This is a genomic window from Streptomyces pyxinae, from assembly GCF_024756275.1.
GTDB lineage: Bacteria > Actinomycetota > Actinomycetes > Streptomycetales > Streptomycetaceae > Streptomyces > Streptomyces pyxinae.
On sequence record NZ_JANUGQ010000016.1, the window covers coordinates 1 to 16,932 of the forward strand.

The 16,932-nt window shown below is 73.3% G+C and carries 14 protein-coding genes; 8 read left to right on the plus strand and 6 right to left on the minus strand.

Annotated elements, in window-relative coordinates; translation table 11 throughout:
- Positions 1–148: 148 nt before the first annotated feature.
- The 5 genes from NX801_RS18850 to sdhC form a co-directional block, all read right to left on the minus strand.
- Entirely contained in the window at positions 149–733 is a 585-nt protein-coding gene (locus NX801_RS18850) for a hypothetical protein (protein ID WP_258789072.1), read from the minus strand.
- Between the two features lie 598 nt (positions 734–1,331).
- Positions 1,332–2,093 carry a succinate dehydrogenase iron-sulfur subunit gene (locus tag NX801_RS18855; RefSeq protein WP_258788943.1) on the minus strand — a complete coding sequence of 254 codons (762 nt, stop codon included), beginning with the start codon at positions 2,091–2,093 and terminating at the stop codon, positions 1,332–1,334.
- Positions 2,093–3,847: a succinate dehydrogenase flavoprotein subunit gene (gene sdhA, locus NX801_RS18860; protein WP_258788944.1), complete on the minus strand. Its 1,755-nt coding sequence runs from the start codon at positions 3,845–3,847 to the stop codon at positions 2,093–2,095. Before sdhA ends, NX801_RS18855 begins: the two co-directional genes overlap by 1 nt.
- Positions 3,848–3,866: 19 nt before the next feature.
- Positions 3,867–4,346 carry a succinate dehydrogenase hydrophobic membrane anchor subunit gene (locus NX801_RS18865; protein ID WP_258788945.1) on the minus strand — a complete coding sequence of 160 codons (480 nt, stop codon included), beginning with the start codon at positions 4,344–4,346 and terminating at the stop codon, positions 3,867–3,869.
- Positions 4,347–4,352: 6 nt separating this feature from the next.
- Positions 4,353–4,733 carry a succinate dehydrogenase, cytochrome b556 subunit gene (gene sdhC / locus NX801_RS18870; protein ID WP_258788946.1) on the minus strand — a complete coding sequence of 127 codons (381 nt, stop codon included), beginning with the start codon at positions 4,731–4,733 and terminating at the stop codon, positions 4,353–4,355.
- 683 nt (positions 4,734–5,416) lie between these two features.
- Between sdhC and NX801_RS18875 the strand changes: the two genes are divergently transcribed.
- The 4 genes from NX801_RS18875 to NX801_RS18890 all read left to right on the plus strand — a co-directional run bounded on the left by NX801_RS18875 (position 5,417) and on the right by NX801_RS18890 (position 10,514).
- Positions 5,417–7,045: a beta-N-acetylhexosaminidase gene (locus NX801_RS18875; RefSeq protein WP_258788947.1), complete on the plus strand. Its 1,629-nt coding sequence runs from the start codon at positions 5,417–5,419 to the stop codon at positions 7,043–7,045.
- Positions 7,046–7,281: 236 nt separating this feature from the next.
- Entirely contained in the window at positions 7,282–7,848 is a 567-nt protein-coding gene (locus tag NX801_RS18880; protein ID WP_258788948.1) for a hypothetical protein, read from the plus strand.
- A gap of 582 nt (positions 7,849–8,430) precedes the next feature.
- Positions 8,431–9,114 (plus strand): RNA polymerase sigma factor, encoded by a 684-nt coding sequence (locus tag NX801_RS18885; RefSeq protein WP_258789073.1) that lies wholly within the window; start codon positions 8,431–8,433, stop codon positions 9,112–9,114.
- Positions 9,114–10,514 (plus strand): hypothetical protein, encoded by a 1,401-nt coding sequence (locus tag NX801_RS18890; protein WP_258788949.1) that lies wholly within the window; start codon positions 9,114–9,116, stop codon positions 10,512–10,514. Before NX801_RS18885 ends, NX801_RS18890 begins: the two co-directional genes overlap by 1 nt.
- Positions 10,515–10,704: 190 nt before the next feature.
- Here NX801_RS18890 and NX801_RS18895 read toward each other — a convergent pair whose 3' ends face one another.
- Complete coding sequence (locus NX801_RS18895) at positions 10,705–11,640, minus strand: L,D-transpeptidase family protein (RefSeq protein WP_258788950.1); 936 nt, start codon at positions 11,638–11,640, stop codon at positions 10,705–10,707.
- A gap of 261 nt (positions 11,641–11,901) precedes the next feature.
- Here NX801_RS18895 and leuE point away from each other — a divergent pair, with 261 nt between their 5' ends.
- From leuE to NX801_RS18915, 4 genes are all read left to right on the plus strand, one after another.
- Positions 11,902–12,678, plus strand: coding sequence for a leucine efflux protein LeuE (gene leuE / locus NX801_RS18900; RefSeq protein WP_258788951.1), 777 nt, complete (start codon positions 11,902–11,904; stop codon positions 12,676–12,678).
- Positions 12,679–12,779: 101 nt separating this feature from the next.
- Positions 12,780–13,655 carry a MerR family transcriptional regulator gene (locus NX801_RS18905; RefSeq protein WP_258788952.1) on the plus strand — a complete coding sequence of 292 codons (876 nt, stop codon included), beginning with the start codon at positions 12,780–12,782 and terminating at the stop codon, positions 13,653–13,655.
- Between the two features lie 305 nt (positions 13,656–13,960).
- The gene (locus tag NX801_RS18910) at positions 13,961–15,214 is read left to right on the plus strand and encodes an amidohydrolase (RefSeq protein ID WP_258789074.1); all 1,254 of its coding nucleotides are present in this window, start codon (positions 13,961–13,963) and stop codon (positions 15,212–15,214) included.
- A gap of 394 nt (positions 15,215–15,608) precedes the next feature.
- Positions 15,609–16,658 carry a BMP family lipoprotein gene (locus NX801_RS18915; RefSeq protein WP_258788953.1) on the plus strand — a complete coding sequence of 350 codons (1,050 nt, stop codon included), beginning with the start codon at positions 15,609–15,611 and terminating at the stop codon, positions 16,656–16,658.
- Positions 16,659–16,932 lie beyond the last annotated feature (274 nt).

Consider the following 16,932-nt stretch of genomic DNA (forward strand, 5'->3'; position numbering starts at 1 on the left):
ATGGGTTTCCGCGTATCCGGGCCAAAGCGCCGGGGGGGGTGGGGGGGGGGGGGGGGGCGGGGGGGGCGGGGGGGGGGGGGGGGGGCGGGGCGGGTGAAAACCCCGGCCCCGTGCCCCTCCGTGCTCCCGCCCGCCCCCGCCCCGCTCCCTAAGCGCTCAGCGAGCGGGCGTAGTTGAGCTGGCCCATCACCATGGCGAAGGTGTTCGGGCCGGTCGCCGGGATCATGGTCGAGTGGTGCCGGCCGCCGCTGGTGACGGTGACCTGGATGAACCCGGTGGTCGTCTTCTCCTTCCAGAGGAGGAAGAGCAGGCCGAGGAAGCAGACCAGGAAGAAGACCACGGCGAGCACGACCGCCTGGGGCGGGATCTTCTCCTCGGTACGGGACATGTCGGTGGCGTTCCACACCGCGCCCTTGAGCGGCAGGGTGCCGGAGGGCGTGACGATGGAGTCGGAGAGCACCGTGATGTCGCCGAGCGAGACCAGCGGGGTGCCCGCGCCGCCGTACGGTGCGGGGGAGTGCGGAGCGGCGGGGTGGGCGCCGGCCGGGTAGGCGGCGGGGTACGCGCCCGGCTGCTGCGGGCCCCAGCCCGGCGCGCCGCCCGGGTGGCCGGTCCCGGGCGCCTGGGGGTAGCCGTAGCCGGGCGGCTGCGGGTAGCCGTAGGCCGGGGCGGCGCCCGGTGGCTGGGTGGGGCCCCACTGGTACTCCGGCTCGCCCGTGGCGTACCCGGGCACGCCGTGCGGGCCGGGCGAGGGCTGCTGGTCGTGCGGGCCCGGCTGGGGCCGCGGGCCGGGCGGGCTCTGCGGGCCGCCCTGGTGACCGTACGAGGGCTGCGGGGGCTGTCCGCCGTACGGGAACTGTCCGGGCCGCGTCGGCTGCGGGGCCGGGTGTCCGGGCTGCGTCGGCTCCGGGACCGGGTGTCCGGGCCGCGTGGGCTGCGGGGCCGGGTGTCCGGGCTGCGTGGGCTGCGGGGCCGGGTGACCCTGCGGGCCCGCCCCCGGAGCCTGCGGGCCCCGGCCGCCCGGAGCCGCGTGCGGGCCCTGGCCACCGTGCGGGTGGCCGCCGGACTTGTCGAAGGCGCCGGGGCCGCCGGAAGCTTCCGGGTTCCCGCGCGTTCCGGGCGTCCCGGGAGCGGCCGGGTCGTCGCCGGCGTACGGATTGGGTTCGGTCATGTCTGGTCTCTCCCCGTGTGGTTCCGGCGCGGGTTCCGTGCCGCGCGGTGGCCCGGCGCCATGGGCCTCCCGGCCGGCCGCCGATGAGGTACGGCGAAGGGCCCGTCCCGGTACGGCGAGCGTACGGGAACGGGCCCTTCGGGGCGTACCTGACCGGAAATCAGAAGCGGCGCGTGATCAGGGCGCGCTTGACCTCCTGGATCGCCTTGGTGACCTCGATACCGCGCGGGCAGGCGTCCGTGCAGTTGAACGTGGTGCGGCAACGCCACACGCCGTCCTTGTCGTTGAGGATCTCCAGGCGCTGCTCGCCGGCCTCGTCGCGCGAGTCGAAGATGAACCGGTGCGCGTTGACGATGGCCGCCGGGCCGAAGTACTGGCCGTCGTTCCAGAAGACCGGGCAGGACGAGGTGCACGCGGCGCACAGGATGCACTTGGTGGTGTCGTCGAACCGCTCGCGGTCCTCGGCGGACTGGAGCCGCTCACGGGTCGGCTCGTTGCCCGTGGTGACCAGGAACGGCATGACGTCCCGGTACGCCTGGAAGAACGGGTCCATGTCCACGACCAGGTCCTTGAGGACCGTCAGGCCCTTGATGGCCTCGACCGTGATCGGCTTCTCCGGGTTGATGTCCTTGATCAGCGTCTTGCAGGCGAGCCTGTTCTTGCCGTTGATCCGCATCGCGTCGGAGCCGCAGATGCCGTGCGCGCAGGAGCGCCGGAAGGTCAGCGAGCCGTCGACGTCCCACTTGATCTTGTGGAGGCCGTCGAGCACCCGCTCCTTGGGGTCGATCTCGATCTGGAAGTCCTGCCACTGGGCCTCGTCGGAGACCTCGGGGTTGAAGCGGCGGATCCGGAAGGTGACCGTGATGTACGGCGAGGGGGCGCTGTCCTTCGCCGCGGTCTTCTCCATGACGGGGGTAGCCATCAGTACTTACGCTCCATCGGCTGGTAGCGGGTCTGGACGACCGGCTTGTAGTCGAGACGGATGGTCTCGGAGCCGTCGGCGCCGACCTCGCGGTACGCCATGGTGTGGCGCATGAAGTTGACGTCGTCGCGGTTGGGGTAGTCCTCGCGGTAGTGACCGCCGCGGGACTCCTTGCGGGCCAGCGCCGACACGGCCATCACCTCGGCCAGGTCGAGCAGGTTGCCCAGCTCGATGGCCTCCAGCAGGTCCGTGTTGAACCGCTTGCCCTTGTCCTGGACGGACACGTTCTTGTAGCGCGCGCGCAGTTCGGCGATCTTCTCGACCGCCGTCTTGATCGTCTGCTCGGTACGGAACACCATGACGTTGGCGTCCATCGTCTCCTGGAGCTCGCGGCGCAGCTCGGCCACCCGCTCGGTGCCGGTGGCGGCACGCAGCCGCTCGACCTGCTCGACGACGAGGGTCTCCGGGTTCTCCGGCAGCTCCACGAAGTCGTGCTTGGCGGCGTACTCGGCGGCGGCGATGCCCGACCGGCGGCCGAAGACGTTGATGTCGAGCAGCGAGTTGGTGCCCAGGCGGTTGGCGCCGTGCACCGAGACGCAGGCGACCTCGCCGGCGGCGTACAGGCCCGGGACGACGGTGGTGTTGTCGGCCAGCACCTCGCCCTGGACGTTGGTCGGGATGCCGCCCATGGCGTAGTGCGCGGTCGGCTGGATCGGGATCGGGTCCGTGTAAGGCTCGATCCCGAGGTAGGTCCGGGCGAACTCGGTGATGTCCGGCAGCTTGGCGTCCAGCTGCTCCGGCGGCAGGTGGGTGAGGTCCAGGAAGACGTGGTCGCCCTCGGGACCGCAGCCCCGGCCCTCGCGGATCTCCGTGTAGATGGAGCGCGAGACGACGTCACGCGAGGCCAGGTCCTTCATGACGGGCGCGTACTTCTCCATGAAGCGCTCGCCGTCCTTGTTGCGGAGGATGCCGCCCTCACCGCGGGCGCCCTCCGTCAGCAGGATGCCCATCCGCCAGATGCCCGTCGGGTGGAACTGGAAGAACTCCATGTCCTCCAGCGGCAGTCCGCGCCGGTAGCAGGCGGCCTGGCCGTCACCGGTGAGGGTGTGGGCGTTGGAGGTCACCTTGAAGAACTTGCCGGTGCCGCCGGAGGCGTAGATCACGGCCTTCGCCCGGAAGATGTGGATCTCGCCGGTGGCCAGCTCGTACGCGACCACGCCGGCCGACTTCTTGACGCCGTCGACCTCGGTGATCAGCTGGTCCAGGACGTAGAACTCGTTGAAGAACTCCACGCCCTCCTTGACGCAGTTCTGGTACAGCGTCTGGAGGATCATGTGACCGGTGCGGTCCGCGGCGTAGCAGGACCGGCGGACCGGGGCCTCGCCGTGGTTGCGCGAGTGGCCGCCGAAGCGGCGCTGGTCGATGGTGCCGTTCGGGGTCCGGTTGAACGGCAGGCCCATCTTCTCCAGGTCGAGGACGGCGTCGATGGCCTCCTTCGCCAGGATCTCGGCGGCGTCCTGGTCGACCAGGTAGTCACCGCCCTTGACCGTGTCGAAGGTGTGCCACTCCCAGTTGTCCTCCTCCACGTTGGCCAGCGCGGCGGCCATGCCGCCCTGCGCGGCGCCCGTGTGGGAGCGGGTGGGGTACAGCTTGGTCAGCACGGCGGTACGGCTGCGCTTGGTGGCCTCGATGGCCGCGCGCATGCCCGCGCCACCGGCGCCGACGATGACGGTGTCGTACTTGTGGATCTTCATTGGTTCGTCAGCCCCGGCTTCAGCGGATGTTCGGGTCGAAGGTGAAGATCACCAGCGTGCCCAGCAGGATGGTGAACACCGTCGCGGTGTACAGCAGGCCCTTGAGCCACAGGCGCGTGTTCGGGCGCTCGGCGTAGTCGTTGACGACGGTACGCAGGCCGTTGGCGCCGTGCAGCATGGCGAGCCAGAGCATCAGCAGGTCCCAGACCTGCCAGAACGGGGACGCCCAGCGGCCGGCCACGAAGGCGAAGCCGATCTTGGAGACGCCGCCGTCCAGCACCAGCTGGAGCAGCAGGTGGCCCAGGACCAGGACGACCAGGACCACGCCGGAGAGCCGCATGAAGAGCCAGGCGGCCATCTCGAAGTTGCCGCGGGTCGACCGGGGGGTCTTGCCGGTCCGCTTGCGCGGCGGCTCGATGAGCGGCGCCGGGTTGCCGGCGTCGTACAGGGTCACGCCCTCGACGGGGCCGACGGCGGCGGAAGTCGTTTCAGTGGACATCTGGCGTCAGCTCCCGAACAGTGCGCGTACGGCGTGGCCGAGGACCGGGTACAGGGCGCCCACCATCAGCACGAACCAGATGGCCATGACGGTCCACAGCATCTGCTTCTGGTAGCGCGGGCCCTTGGACCAGAAGTCCACGGCGATCACGCGGAGGCCGTTGAGCGCGTGGAACAGGATGGCGGCCACCAGGCCGTATTCCAGCAGCGCGACGATCGGCGTCTTATAGGTGGCGACGACGTCGTCATAGGCCTCGGGAGAGACGCGGACGAGTGCGGTGTCCAGCACATGGACGAACAGGAAGAAGAAGATGAGGACACCGGTGACTCGATGAGCCACCCACGACCACATTCCTTCCCGGCCGCGGTACAGCGTTCCAGCCGGCACGGAAATACCCTCCGGGAGCGGGACTAGGGTCGGCCGGCTTCACTGTCGGTCTGACCCGGCCGGGTACGGTCCACCGGCCCTGGTCATCGTAGCGACGCTTTGTCGGTTCGCTCGCGCGGGGTCCGCCAGTGTGATCAAAGAGGCACGGAAGGACTATCGCCGCGGCCCTTCCGGGACCCCCGGCCCTGGCGTCCCCCGGCCCGGACCGCCGCTCCGTCGGCCCCCGCCCGTGCCCCTCTCCGGCCTTCCCCCGGCCGCCCCCCATGCCTCCGGGGCGCGCGGCGCGCGGGGGCGGTGTGGCGGATGGTGGAGGAGGGCGAGCATGCTACCCCCGGTAAGAGTGATCCGATCGGGAGATGCGAGAAGTTCACCCGGAAGGGAGAGTAGGGCCTGTGGGTCCGCCGGGGGCCTCGGGGACTGTGGGGCTCGCGGGGCCCATGCGGACCATGGGGCTCGCCGAGTCGGTGGGGCGGGTGTGGGCGTGGGGCCCTGCCCGCCGTACGGCCCTCCTGGGATGTTCGTACGCTCGTACGAGTTGTACGGCCGGCCGGCGGCGCGTCCCGCACGACGGGATCCCGGGGCACCGGGAACGAACGACGGGAACAGCGGGAACGACGGGGGCAACGGGGCCACGCGGGGAGACACGGACAGCGGTGGGGAGCAGCTGATACGGAGGTACGCGCATGAAGCGGCATCCCACGACCGGCCTGGTCGCGGCGGCGGTCCTGGCCCTCACGGCCGGGGCCTGCGGCAGCGGCTCGGGAGACGGGCCCGGCGCCGGAGCGGCCGGCACCACCCGCTCACCGGGCGCGGCCCCGTCGGCGTCCCCGAGCGGTGCGGCCCCCTCCTCGGAGCCGCCCGAGCCCACGCCCAGCCGGTCGTACCCGCTCTCCACCGCGCCCCGCACCATCCCGGCCGTCCGCGACCACGAACCGGCGCGCGGCCCCGGGTGGAAACCCGGCGGGGCGGGCGGCGTGGTGGTGGCCGAGGGCAGCGGCGCGCTGGCCGACGAGGGCCGGCTGCTCGCCCGCGAGCTGGGCGCCGGCTACCGGGGCGAGCGGGCGGCGGGCCCCGGTGACATCGAGCTGGCGCTCGACACCGGCGCGGCCGGCGGAGCGGAGTCGTACACCGTCACCAGCCGGAACGGCCGGGTGCGCATATCCGGGCCGGACGAGGCCGGGGTCTTCTACGGCACCCGGACCGTCAAGCAGGCCGTACGCTCGGGCGGGGCCGTACCGGAGGGCGTCATCCGCGACCGGCCCGACCGGCCGAGGCGCGGCTTCATGATGGACATCGCCCGCAAGCCCTTCGACGCCGCCTGGATCGAGGCCCGGCTGCGCGAGATGGCCGACCTGAAGATGAACGAGTTCGGGCTGCACTTCTCGGACGACCAGGCGTTCCGGATCGAGTCGGACTCGCACCCCGAGGTGGTCTCCGGGGACCATCTGACCAAGGCCGAGGTGCGGCGGATCGTGGACCTGGCGCGGAGCCTGCACATCGAGGTCGTCCCGGAGATCGACTCGCCCGGACACCTGGGCGCGGTGATCGCCGCCCATCCCTCGCTCCAGCTGCGGAACGCCCAGGGCAGGGCGACCCGGGGCACCGTGGACATCGCCAACCCGGAGTCGGCGCGGATCGTGGACGACCTGCTGCGCGAGTACGCCGGGCTGTTCCCGGGCTCCCAGTGGCACCTGGGCGCCGACGAGTACCAGGCGCTGGTGGTCCGGGACCCGGAGGGCTCGTACCCGGACCTCGCGGCGGCGGCCCGGAAGCGGTACGGCTCCGGCGCCCGGATCCAGGACCTGGCGACCGGCTGGCTCAACGACCGGGCGGCGGTCGTCCGGCCGGCCGGCAAGCAGCTGCGGGCCTGGAACGACGGCTTCTTCCGGGACGGGAAGGTGAGCGCCGACAAGGACGTGCGGGTCGCCTACTGGACCGGCAAGGAACTGGGCGCCCGGGACCCGGAGGAGTACCTGCGCGAGGGCCGTGAGCTGCTCAACTACAACGACGAGTACCTCTACTACGTGCTCGGCGAGCCCAACGACTTCGTCTACCCGACCGGGCGCCGGATCTACGAGGAGTGGACACCACTGGTGGTGCGCGGCTCCCAGGCGGTCCCGGCGCGCTACTCGGAGCAGATCCTCGGCGGCGGCTTCGCCGTCTGGTGCGACCTGGCCGACCGCCAGACGCAGGCCCAGGTGGCCGACGGCATCCGGATGCCGCTGAAGGCCACCGCGCAGAAGCTGTGGGCGCCGGGGAAGCCCGCGCTGAGCTGGGCCGAGTTCTCGGCCCTGGGGCAGCGGCTGGGGTGAGCCGCGCGCCCCGGCCGGCCCGGCACCGGGTGCCGGACCCGGCATCGGGTCCGGCGACGGGCCCCGCGGTATCGGGTCCTGCGATGGGCCCGGTGTGGGGTCCTGCGGGGCCCTCGTGCGGAGCCCGCGGGGAAGCCTTCCCTACACAGCGTGGGTGTTTTAGGCCATCAGAGTGACGAATTCCGGCCATCGGACGCAGTAAGGGGCAAGTACCGCGTCCGTGACGGGAGACGTACATGACCGACATCCCCACCAGCCCGGCCCCCTCCGGCACGACCCCGCCCGAGGGGGCCGACGAGCGGACCCTCGCCGCGGCCGCGCTGGGCTGCCTGGAGCGCTGTCTGCCGCTGCTGGAGCCGGAGTCCGAAGGACCCGAGGACGCGCTGGCGCCTCTCTGGCGCTCCGTCGGGGCGGCCGGCGCGGACTGGGCGGCGGCGCTGACCGGGGCCGGCGAGGCGCTCGGCCGGGCCGCCGCCGGCGACCCGGCGGGCCCGGGGGCCCTGGTGCGGTCGATGCTCGCCGCCGCGCCCGCCGGCTGGGCGCCCGGGCCGCTGCGGGAGTGGGCCGGCCTCTGCTCCCGTACCGCGCTGGAGCTGCACCGCCGCCTGGAGCCGGCCGGCCCGGCCGGAGGCGCCGGACCGCTGACCGGAGGCGAGCTGCGCCGGCAGGCACGCGTACGGGAGCTGCTGGCGGCCGGACCCGCCGGGCTGCGCCCGGCCCGGGAGGTCTCGGCCGAGGGCCGGCGGGTGCTGCGCGCGGTGGTCGCCCGCCGGGAACGTGGGACGGCGCCGGAGGGCGGCTGAGGCGAGGGCCCGGCGACGGGGTGCGGGCGAGGGGGCGGGGAGGCGCGGCAGGGCCGGGCGGAGACCGGAGAAAGCCGGGGCCCCGGGGAGTTCTCGGCCGAAGCCCGGGGCCGGTTGCCGGGCCACGCGCCGGGGCGGTGCGGCCGGCGCCGGGCCGGGACGGCCGCCGACGGACGAGGAACCGGGCGGCCCGCCGGGCGCGTGGTGGGCGGGGCGTTGGACACGCGGTTGGACAGGCGCGTGGTTTGTGCACGACATACGCGCAGGTCGGGGCGGGGAGGAACCGGATGGGCGACCGGGGCCGCCACCCCCCACAGGAGAGGCCCCGGCCGCCATCCGCGGGTCCGCGGTACGGCCCCGTACTCCATACAGCGCCGGGCATCCTTTTTTCGTCACACCGATGATGGACATCCGTGAGGGAGGGTGAAATGGGTCCAGGAAGGCGCCCGGCCGCCCCCGTCGGCGGAATGTTGCAAGTTGTACAAGACATGGACGCGGTGCGGCGCGAGGACGTAGCGTGCTGCTGCGCGCTGGCCCGGAGTGGCGGTGTTGACCAGCCGCGATGACGAACAGGTTGTGGTAGTGCAGGGGGACGACGCGGAGCTGACCGCCGCGGTGACCGCGGCACAGAGCGGGGACGAGAACGCCTTCCGTTCTGTGTATCGCGCCGTGCACCCGAGGCTGCTCGGTTATATACGGACACTGGTGGGCGAGGCGGACGCGGAGGACGTGGCCTCCGAGTCCTGGCTGCAGATCGCCCGGGACCTCGACCGGTTCAGCGGGGACGCGGACCGCTTCCGGGGCTGGGCCGCGCGGATCGCCCGTAACCGCGCCCTGGACCATCTGCGGATGCGCGGCCGCCGCCCCGCCGTCGGCGGTGACGAGACGGAGCTCACCGACAAGCCGGCCGCCTCCGACACCGCCGACGAGGCGATGGAGGCGGTGGCCACCGGGCACACCCTGCATCTGATAGCCCAGCTCCCGCAGGACCAGGCGGAGGCGGTCATTCTGCGGGTGGTCGTCGGGCTGGACGCCAAGACCGCCGCGCGGACCCTCGGCAAGCGCCCCGGCGCCGTCCGGACCGCCGCCCACCGGGGCCTCAAGCGGCTGGCCGAGCTGATGGGCCAGGAGGGCGCCCCGGTCTCCGGCGGGCTCGGAGCCGTACCGCCGCAGCCCCGTTCCCGGCGGCGGCACCACGCCCCCGGTGGCCATGGCGTCCCCACGGGTGTGACGCATTGGCGCGCCCGGACGCAGAAGGACATGTGATGGCCGACGAGCGAGATACGTGGCTCGACCAGGAAGCGGCGGAGCGACTGCTGCGGGGTGAACCGGTCGTCCCCGCCGACGCGCAGGACGTCATCCGGGCCCGGCGGCTGGCAGAGGTGCTCGACCGGGCCCGGCCCATGTCCCCGTCCGGTGAGCCGCTTGCCGGGCCGTCCCCCCGGGGGATGTCCGACGAGATGTCCGGGCAGCCGTCCGGGGAGATTGCCGGGGGGACGTTCAGGGGGGTGTCCGGAGGACCGGCCGCGGAGCTGCCCGGGGAGGCAGCGGCGGTGGCCGCCTTCCGGGCTGCGCGCGCGGCCCGGGAGAGCCGGGGCGGGCGGGCGGTGGCCGGGTGGGTTCCGGGCGCCGCCGAGCTGAGCGCGGTACGGCTCACCCGACCCCGGGGGCCCGGTCGCTGGGCCCGGCCGGTGCGCTGGGGGCTGGCCTTCTCGGTGGCCGGGCTCGCGGTGGGCGGCGTGGCGATGGCGGCGGCGGGCGGCGGGGTGCTCCAGGTGCTGGGCGATGCCGGGCGGGAGCCGCTGCCGGCCGTCTCGGTGTCGGTGGACGGCACCCCCGGGGCGTCGGCCGCCGGGCCGAGCGGTGACACGGAACCGCCGGTCCCGCCGATGGTGCCCGGCCCGTCCGGGGGACCGGCGCGGAGCGCGGACCCGGCCGACCCGGCTCACCCGTCCGGCGGTACCGCCACGGCCGGGCCGGGGGAGCCGGGCGGCACCGTGCCCGGAACCGGGAGCACCGCCGGCGCCACCGGGACACTGCCCGGCCCCGGCGACGGACCGGGGGGCGCCGGCCGTACCGACGCCGGGGCGGGTACCGGTACCGGTCCCGTGCCGGCCGAGACGCCCCTGGCCGACGGCGGGCCCGGCGGCCGGCCGACCGGCCGGCCCGGCACGGTCACCTGGTACGCCCGGACCACCAAGGCGTGCCGGGAGTACCAGGACGGCCGGCGGGACCGGGACCGCATCAAACATCTGGAGACCGCGGCCGAGGACGCCGAGGGCGTGCGGGGCGGCCGGCACGGCATCGGCCGGTTCTGCGAGAAGCTGCTGAGCGGCGAGTACGCCCCCCGGACCGGTCCCGGCAAGGGCGGCGGCGGGGGCAAGGGCGGATCCGGCGCGGACGCCCCCGGCAAGGGCGGCGGAGGCGCCGGCCCGCTGCCGGGCAGCGGCTCGGGATCCGGCCAGGGCGGCGGCCACCTGCCCGGGGCCGGCGGGACCGGTCCCGGAGGGACGTCCGGCGGGATCGGCTGGACCGGTGGACTGCCCGGTGGACTGCCCGGGGGCCTGCCGGGTGGTTGGACCGGCGGACTGCCCGGCTCCGCCACCGTGCCCGCGCCCGCGACCGTCCGGCCGCTGGTTGTGCGCCCGGCGCTCAGCGGGGTGTGACACTTTCGCACCGCCCGACGCAGTACTGAATAGCCGACTGGTCATCGGCAGCGCGAAAGAGCCGGGGTTCCCCCCGTACCTACGGCTCAGCGCAACGGCGCGGGCGGGACACGTTCCCCCGGTCCCGCCCGCGCCATCCCTTCACTTCCCGCCCCGCCCCGGCCCATCCCGTCCCGCCTGACACGCGCGGTCACCAGTGGACGACCACCTTGTCCCCGGGGCGCACCTGGGCGAAGACGGCCGCCAGCCGCTCCTTGTCCCGGACGTTGACACAGCCGTGCGAGCCGCCGCTGTAGCCCCGGGCCGCGAAGTCCGCCGAGTAGTGCACCGCCTGGCCGCCGCTGAAGAACATCGCGTACGGCATCGGCGTGTGGTAGAGCGTCGAGGTCCACTCCCGCTCCTTGCGGTCCACCGTGAAGACGCCCTCCCGGGTGGGGGTGTTCTCGGTGCCGAAGCGCACATCCATCGCCGAGACCACCCGGCCGCCGATCATCCAGGCCAGGGTGCGGCTCTCCTTGCTGACGCAGAGCACCCGGCCGGTCAGACAGCGGGCGTCCGGCCGGTCCAGCTCGTTGGTGGTGGGCGGCCGCAGTTCATCGGCGGTCGGCACCCGGCTGGCCGTGACCAGCCGCCGCCAGGTCTCCCGGTCCACCTCGCCGGTGGCGTCCAGCCCCCGGGCGCGCTGGAAACCGGAGACCGCCTCGGCGGTCAGCGAGCCGTAGAACGCCGTCGGGTTGCGGTGGAAGTGGCCCAGCTGCCGCAGCCGGGCCTGGAGCTCGCGCACCCGCTCGCTCTCCGAGCCCTCGGCCATCAGCGCGGCCGGCCGGGGCTCCGGGCTCGGCCGGGACCGGTCGGACGGCGTGGCGGACGCCTTCGCCGGGGCGCTCGGGGCCGGCGGCGGCGACCAGCTGGTGGCCGGCGCCGGTACGGGCACGAAGGCCGGGGCGGCCGTCGCGGACGGCGAGGGCGCGGCCGGGGCGGAAGGGGCCGGGGGAGCGGAGGCCGGGGCCGGGAGCGCCCGGGCGGAGGGCGCGCCCGCTCGTACCGTGCCGGGCGCGCAGCCTGCGGCCAGCGCCACCGCCGCGGCCACCGGTACCGCTGCCTTCAGTACGGACGTGCGGCGCATCGAGGCCCCCCTCGGGATCGGGTACGTACCTGTTGGATGATTCCCGGCGCCACTTGGTTGCGCACCGTTCCCGTCCGTTCACCGAACCCTTCCGGCCACGCACGGGCCCCACCGGCTGACGCCCCGATGCCCCCGGCTCCGCCCCGGCCCCCACCGGCTGACCCCCCGATGTCCCCGGCTCCGTCCCGGCCTCGTCCCGGCCCCGTCCCGGGTCGTGGAAGGCCCGGCAGGGTGTCGTACCCCTGTGCGACACTCCGGCCCATGCTGGGTGTCACCGATCTGCCGACCTATCTCGCCGGACTGGCCCTGGTCGTGCTGTTGCCGGGGCCCAACTCCCTCTATGTGCTCTCCGTCGCCGCGCGGCGCGGTGTCCGCCCCGGCTATGTCGCCGCCTCCGGGGTGTGGTGCGGCGACACCGTGCTGATGACCCTCTCGGCCGCCGGGGTGGCCTCGCTGCTCCAGGCCAACGCGCTGCTCTTCGGGATCGTGAAGTACGCCGGGGCCGGCTATCTGACCTGGCTGGCCTTCGGCATGCTGCGGGCGGCGTGGGTGATGTGGCGGAGCCGTCGCGACCGCGCGGACGCGGCGGAGGGGACCGCAGCCGCAGCCACGGACACCACCACGGCCGGGATCGCAGCCACGGGCACCGTCACGGGCGCCTCCATGGCCGGGACCGGGGCCACCGCAGGGACCGGGGCCGCGGCGGGGTCCGCGCGGCCGTCCGGGCCGGAGACGGAGCGGCCGTTCCGCCGGGCCTTCGTGGTCAGCCTGCTGAACCCGAAGGCGATCCTGTTCTTCGTCGCCTTCTTCGTCCAGTTCGTGGACCCCGCCTACCAGTACCCGGCGCTCTCCTTCGTGCTGCTCGGCACCCTCGCCCAGGCGGCCAGCGTCCTCTATCTCTCGCTGCTGATCTTCTCGGGCACCCGGCTGGCCGCCGCCTTCCGGCGCCGCAGGCGGCTCTCGGCCGGGGCGACCTCGGCGGCCGGCGCGCTCTTCCTGGGCTTCGCCGTCAAGCTCTCCCTGGCGAGCGGCGTCTGACGGCCCGCCCGTCAGGGGCCGGGCCCGGGGCCCGGCCGCGCTGCCCGTCCACCCGGGCGCTTGACCCTCACACCGTGTGAGGCCGTGTCGTAGGAGGCGTCATGTTCACCATCGGAGACTTCGCCCGGCACGGCCGTGTGTCGGTCCGGATGCTGCGCCACTACGACGCCATCGGACTGCTGCGCCCGGCCCGGGTCGACCCGTACAGCGGCTACCGCTTCTACGAGGCGGCCCAGCTCGCCCGGCTCAACCGCGTGATCGCGCTCAAGGAACTCGGCTTCACGCTCGACCAGGTGCGGACCATCCTGGACGAGCGGCTCGGGCCGGAGGAACTGCGCGGCATGCTGCGGCTGCGCCGGGCCGAGCTGGAGACCGAGCTCGCGGCGGCGTCCGCCCGGCTGGCCCACGTGGCGGCGAGGCTCCGTGTCATCGAGAGCGAGGGACACATGTCCACTCAGGACGTCGTGCTCAAGAGCGTGCCGGGCGCCCGGCTGGCCCAGCTGAGCGGGGTGGCCGCCGGCTTCTCCCCGACCGACATCTCCCCGGTGATCACTCCGCTGTACGAGGAGCTGTGCGCCCGGCTGGAGGCCGCCGGTGTCCCGTTCGGCCCGGGTCTCGCCCACTACGAACCCGCGCCGGCCGCGGAGGGCGAGGGGGCCGTCCTGGTGCACGCCGGGATGACCGTCCCGGCGGGGGTCACGGTGCCGGGCCTGGAGATCGTCGAGCTGCCCGGCCTGGAGCAGGCGGCGACGATCGTGCACCGGGGCCCGATGGAGGAGATGCTGCCGACCGTGCAGACGCTGGCGAGCTGGATCGAGGCCGAGGGCTACCACTCGGTGGGCCTCGCCCGTGAGCTGTACCTGGAGACCCCGGAGGACCGTACGCGCTGGGTCACCGAGTTCCAGGAGCCGGTGACCAGGACCGCCGCCGGCGCCGCCGATGCCGCCGACGACGGAGCCGGTACGACCGGCGTCTGACCGGCCCGGGGGTGCCGGGCCCCGCACCGGGGACGGGGCCCGGCACCCCCGGTGCCCGCTCGGCGGCGGCACCCCACCGGGCGGCGAGGAGACTCCGGCGAGGGGGCTCAATGGGTGATGACACTCATGGTCAGAAATGGCAAGAGCAGGGTCGAGTTCTGGCCGAAAAGGGGTGAGCTTACCCACCTGGTTCGGCCGTCAAGCCCGCCGTCCAGGGTTTTCTTTCCCCTATGGGGCTGAAGTTTTGTAGATCACACGTTAGTTGGGGCCCGAACACGCCTACCCTGTCATGGGTGAACAAGTTGATGTCCCGCGACCCAGATACCGACGTTCCCGGCGACAGTTCCCTCCTCGGTACGCTCTCGGAACCCTTGCGTGCCGAGCTGATCGCGTTCCGCCGGGACCTTCACATGCACCCCGAGCTCGGCAACCAGGAGTTCCGCACCACCGCCGCGCTCAAGGCCCGTCTGGAGGCGGCCGGACTCTGTCCGCGTGTCCTCCCCGGCGGCACGGGGCTGATGTGCGACGTCGGCACCTGGGACGGCGTACGCCCCATGCTGGCGATCCGCGCGGACATCGACGCGCTGCCCATCCCGGACACCAAGACGGTCCCGTACCGCTCCACCGTGCCCGACCGGGCGCACGCCTGCGGCCACGACGTCCACACCACCGTGGCGCTCGGCGCCGGTCTGGTCCTGGCCGAGCTGGACCGCGAGGGGCTGCTGCCCCACGCGGTCCGGCTGATCTTCCAGCCCGCCGAGGAGGTGCTGCCGGGCGGCGCGGTGGACGCGGTAGAGGCCGGAGTGCTGGAGGGCGTCGGCAAGATCATCGCCTTGCACTGCGACCCCCGGGTGGACGCGGGCCGGATCGGGCTGCGCACCGGGCCGATCACCTCCGCCTGCGACCGGCTGGAGGTCAGCCTGGACGGGCCCGGCGGCCACACCGCCCGCCCGCATCTCACCACCGACCTGGTCACCGCCGTCGCCCGGGTGGCGGCCGACGCCCCCGCGCTGCTGGCCCGGCGGATCGACGCCCGCTCCGGTCTGGTGCTCACCTGGGGCCGGATCGAGGCGGGCCACGCGCCCAACGTCATCCCCCAGCACGCCGAGCTGGGCGGTACCGTCCGCTGCCTGGACATCAACGCCTGGCGGGACGCCCCCGACCAGGTGTACGCGGCGATCGACGAGGTGGCCGCGCTGCACGGCGCCAAGACGCAGATCGAGTACGTCCGGGGTGTGCCGCCGGTCGTCAACGACGGGACGGTCGCCGGCCTGCTCCGGGACGCGATGGCCGCCCGCCGGGGCGTGTACTCCGTCGAGGACACCGAACAGAGCCTGGGCGGTGAGGACTTCTCCTGGTACCTGGAGCACGTCCCGGGCGCGATGGCCCGGCTCGGCGTCCGCCGCCCCGGCGACCCGGCCCAGCACGATCTGCACCGGGGCGACTTCGACGTGGACGAGTCCGCGATCCAGGTGGGTGTGGAGCTGTTCACCGCCGCCGCGCTGATCGACGCCCTGCCCCCTCGCCAGGACCGCCAGGAGGTCTCCGACCGCCTCTGACACCGGAGCCATGGGCTGCCGGCTGCCGGCTGCCGGCAGCCGGGCATCGGGCGCTGGGCATCGAGTGCCCGGGTGCCAGGTGCCGGGCAGGGGGCAGAGGGCTCTGAAATCCCTGGTGTCCGCCTCTTCCCTTACGGGCGGTGACGCGCGCTCGCGTCACCGCCCGTAATGGCGCAAAACCGTGGTGTGGCGAGGTGCTCGGCTGGGTAAAGGCCTCTCCCACAATATGACCTCTTTGAGTAGAGTGTCCCCGTACGTGGAGCGGTCGGACCGGCTCTGACGACGATCCGGTAACGCTTCATGAACAGGGCTTTAACTCACATCTACGCGCGTTACGATCGCCGCGAAACCAGCGCCGGACAGAGGCGCTTCGGTCAGGTCGAAGGAGCCTCCCTTGCGCCGGATCACCAGGATCACCACCGTGGGTGTCGCGTCCGCGGCGCTTGCGCTGAGCGTCACCGCGTGTGGCGGAAAGTCTTCGTCGGACGCCGCGTCCGACAGCAAGAACCCGAAGGCCGCGCTGGCCTACGACGTCGGCGGCCGCGGTGACCAGTCGTTCAACGACGCCGCCTTCGCCGGTCTCCAGAAGGCCGAGAAGGACCTGGGCGTCAAGCCCGCCGAGGCGGAGCCCAGCGAGGGCGAGGGCGACCCGGACAAGGTCCAGCGCCTCACCGAGCTGGCCCGCGCCGGCAACAACCCGGTGATCGGCGTCGGTTTCGTCTACGCCTCCGCCATCGCGGAGGTCGCGCCCAAGTACCCGAAGACCACCTTCGGTCTGATCGACGACACCTCGAAGACCGGCAAGAACATCGCCAACCTGGTCTTCAACGAGGAGCAAGGCTCCTACCTGGCCGGTGTCGCCGCCGCCAAGGTCACCAAGTCCAACACCGTGGGCTTCATCGGCGGTGTGGAGACCCCGCTGATCAAGAAGTTCGAGGCGGGCTTCGTCCAGGGCGTCAAGGACACCAACAAGAACGTCAACATCAAGGTCCAGTACCTGACCCAGCCGCCGGACTTCGGTGGCTTCTCCAAGCCCGACCTCGGCAAGGCCGCCGCGCAGGGCCAGCTGGACGCCGGCGCCGACGTGATCTACTCCGCCGCCGGTCTGGCCGGCACCGGTGCGATCGAGGCCACCGCCAAGGCGAAGAAGTGGGCGATCGGCGTCGACTCCGACCAGTACGCCCAGAAGGGCCTGGCGCCGTACAAGGAGTACATCCTCACCTCGGTGACCAAGGACGTCTCCGACTCCGTCTTCAACCTGATCAAGTCGGTCAAGGACGGCAAGCCGCAGTCCGGTGAGGTCCGTTACGGCCTCGACAAGGACGGGGTGGGCCTCTCCACCTCGAACCCGGCCTACGGCAAGCTGACCGCCGTGACGACCGCGGTGGACAAGGCCAAGGCCGACATCATCGCCGGCAAGATCAAGGTCAAGGCCACCCCGTGAGGCGGTGGGCCGGTCCTCCGGTTTCTCCGGTGACCGGCCCGAGCGATCGGTTCAATCGCTGATCGCTGATCGCTGATCGCTGATCGCTGATCGCTGAGTGGTCGAGCGGTCGAGCGGTGGGCGGCCGAGCGTGAGCCGTGTCGAGGGGCGAGAGCAGCGGCGTCGGCTTCCGTGCCCGGGCCCCGAGAGGGCCCGCACGGGAGCCCGTCGCCAGGTCCGGCCCCGGACCGGCCGCTCGCCCGGTGGCCCCGGCAGGGCCGGCCGCTCCGGCTCC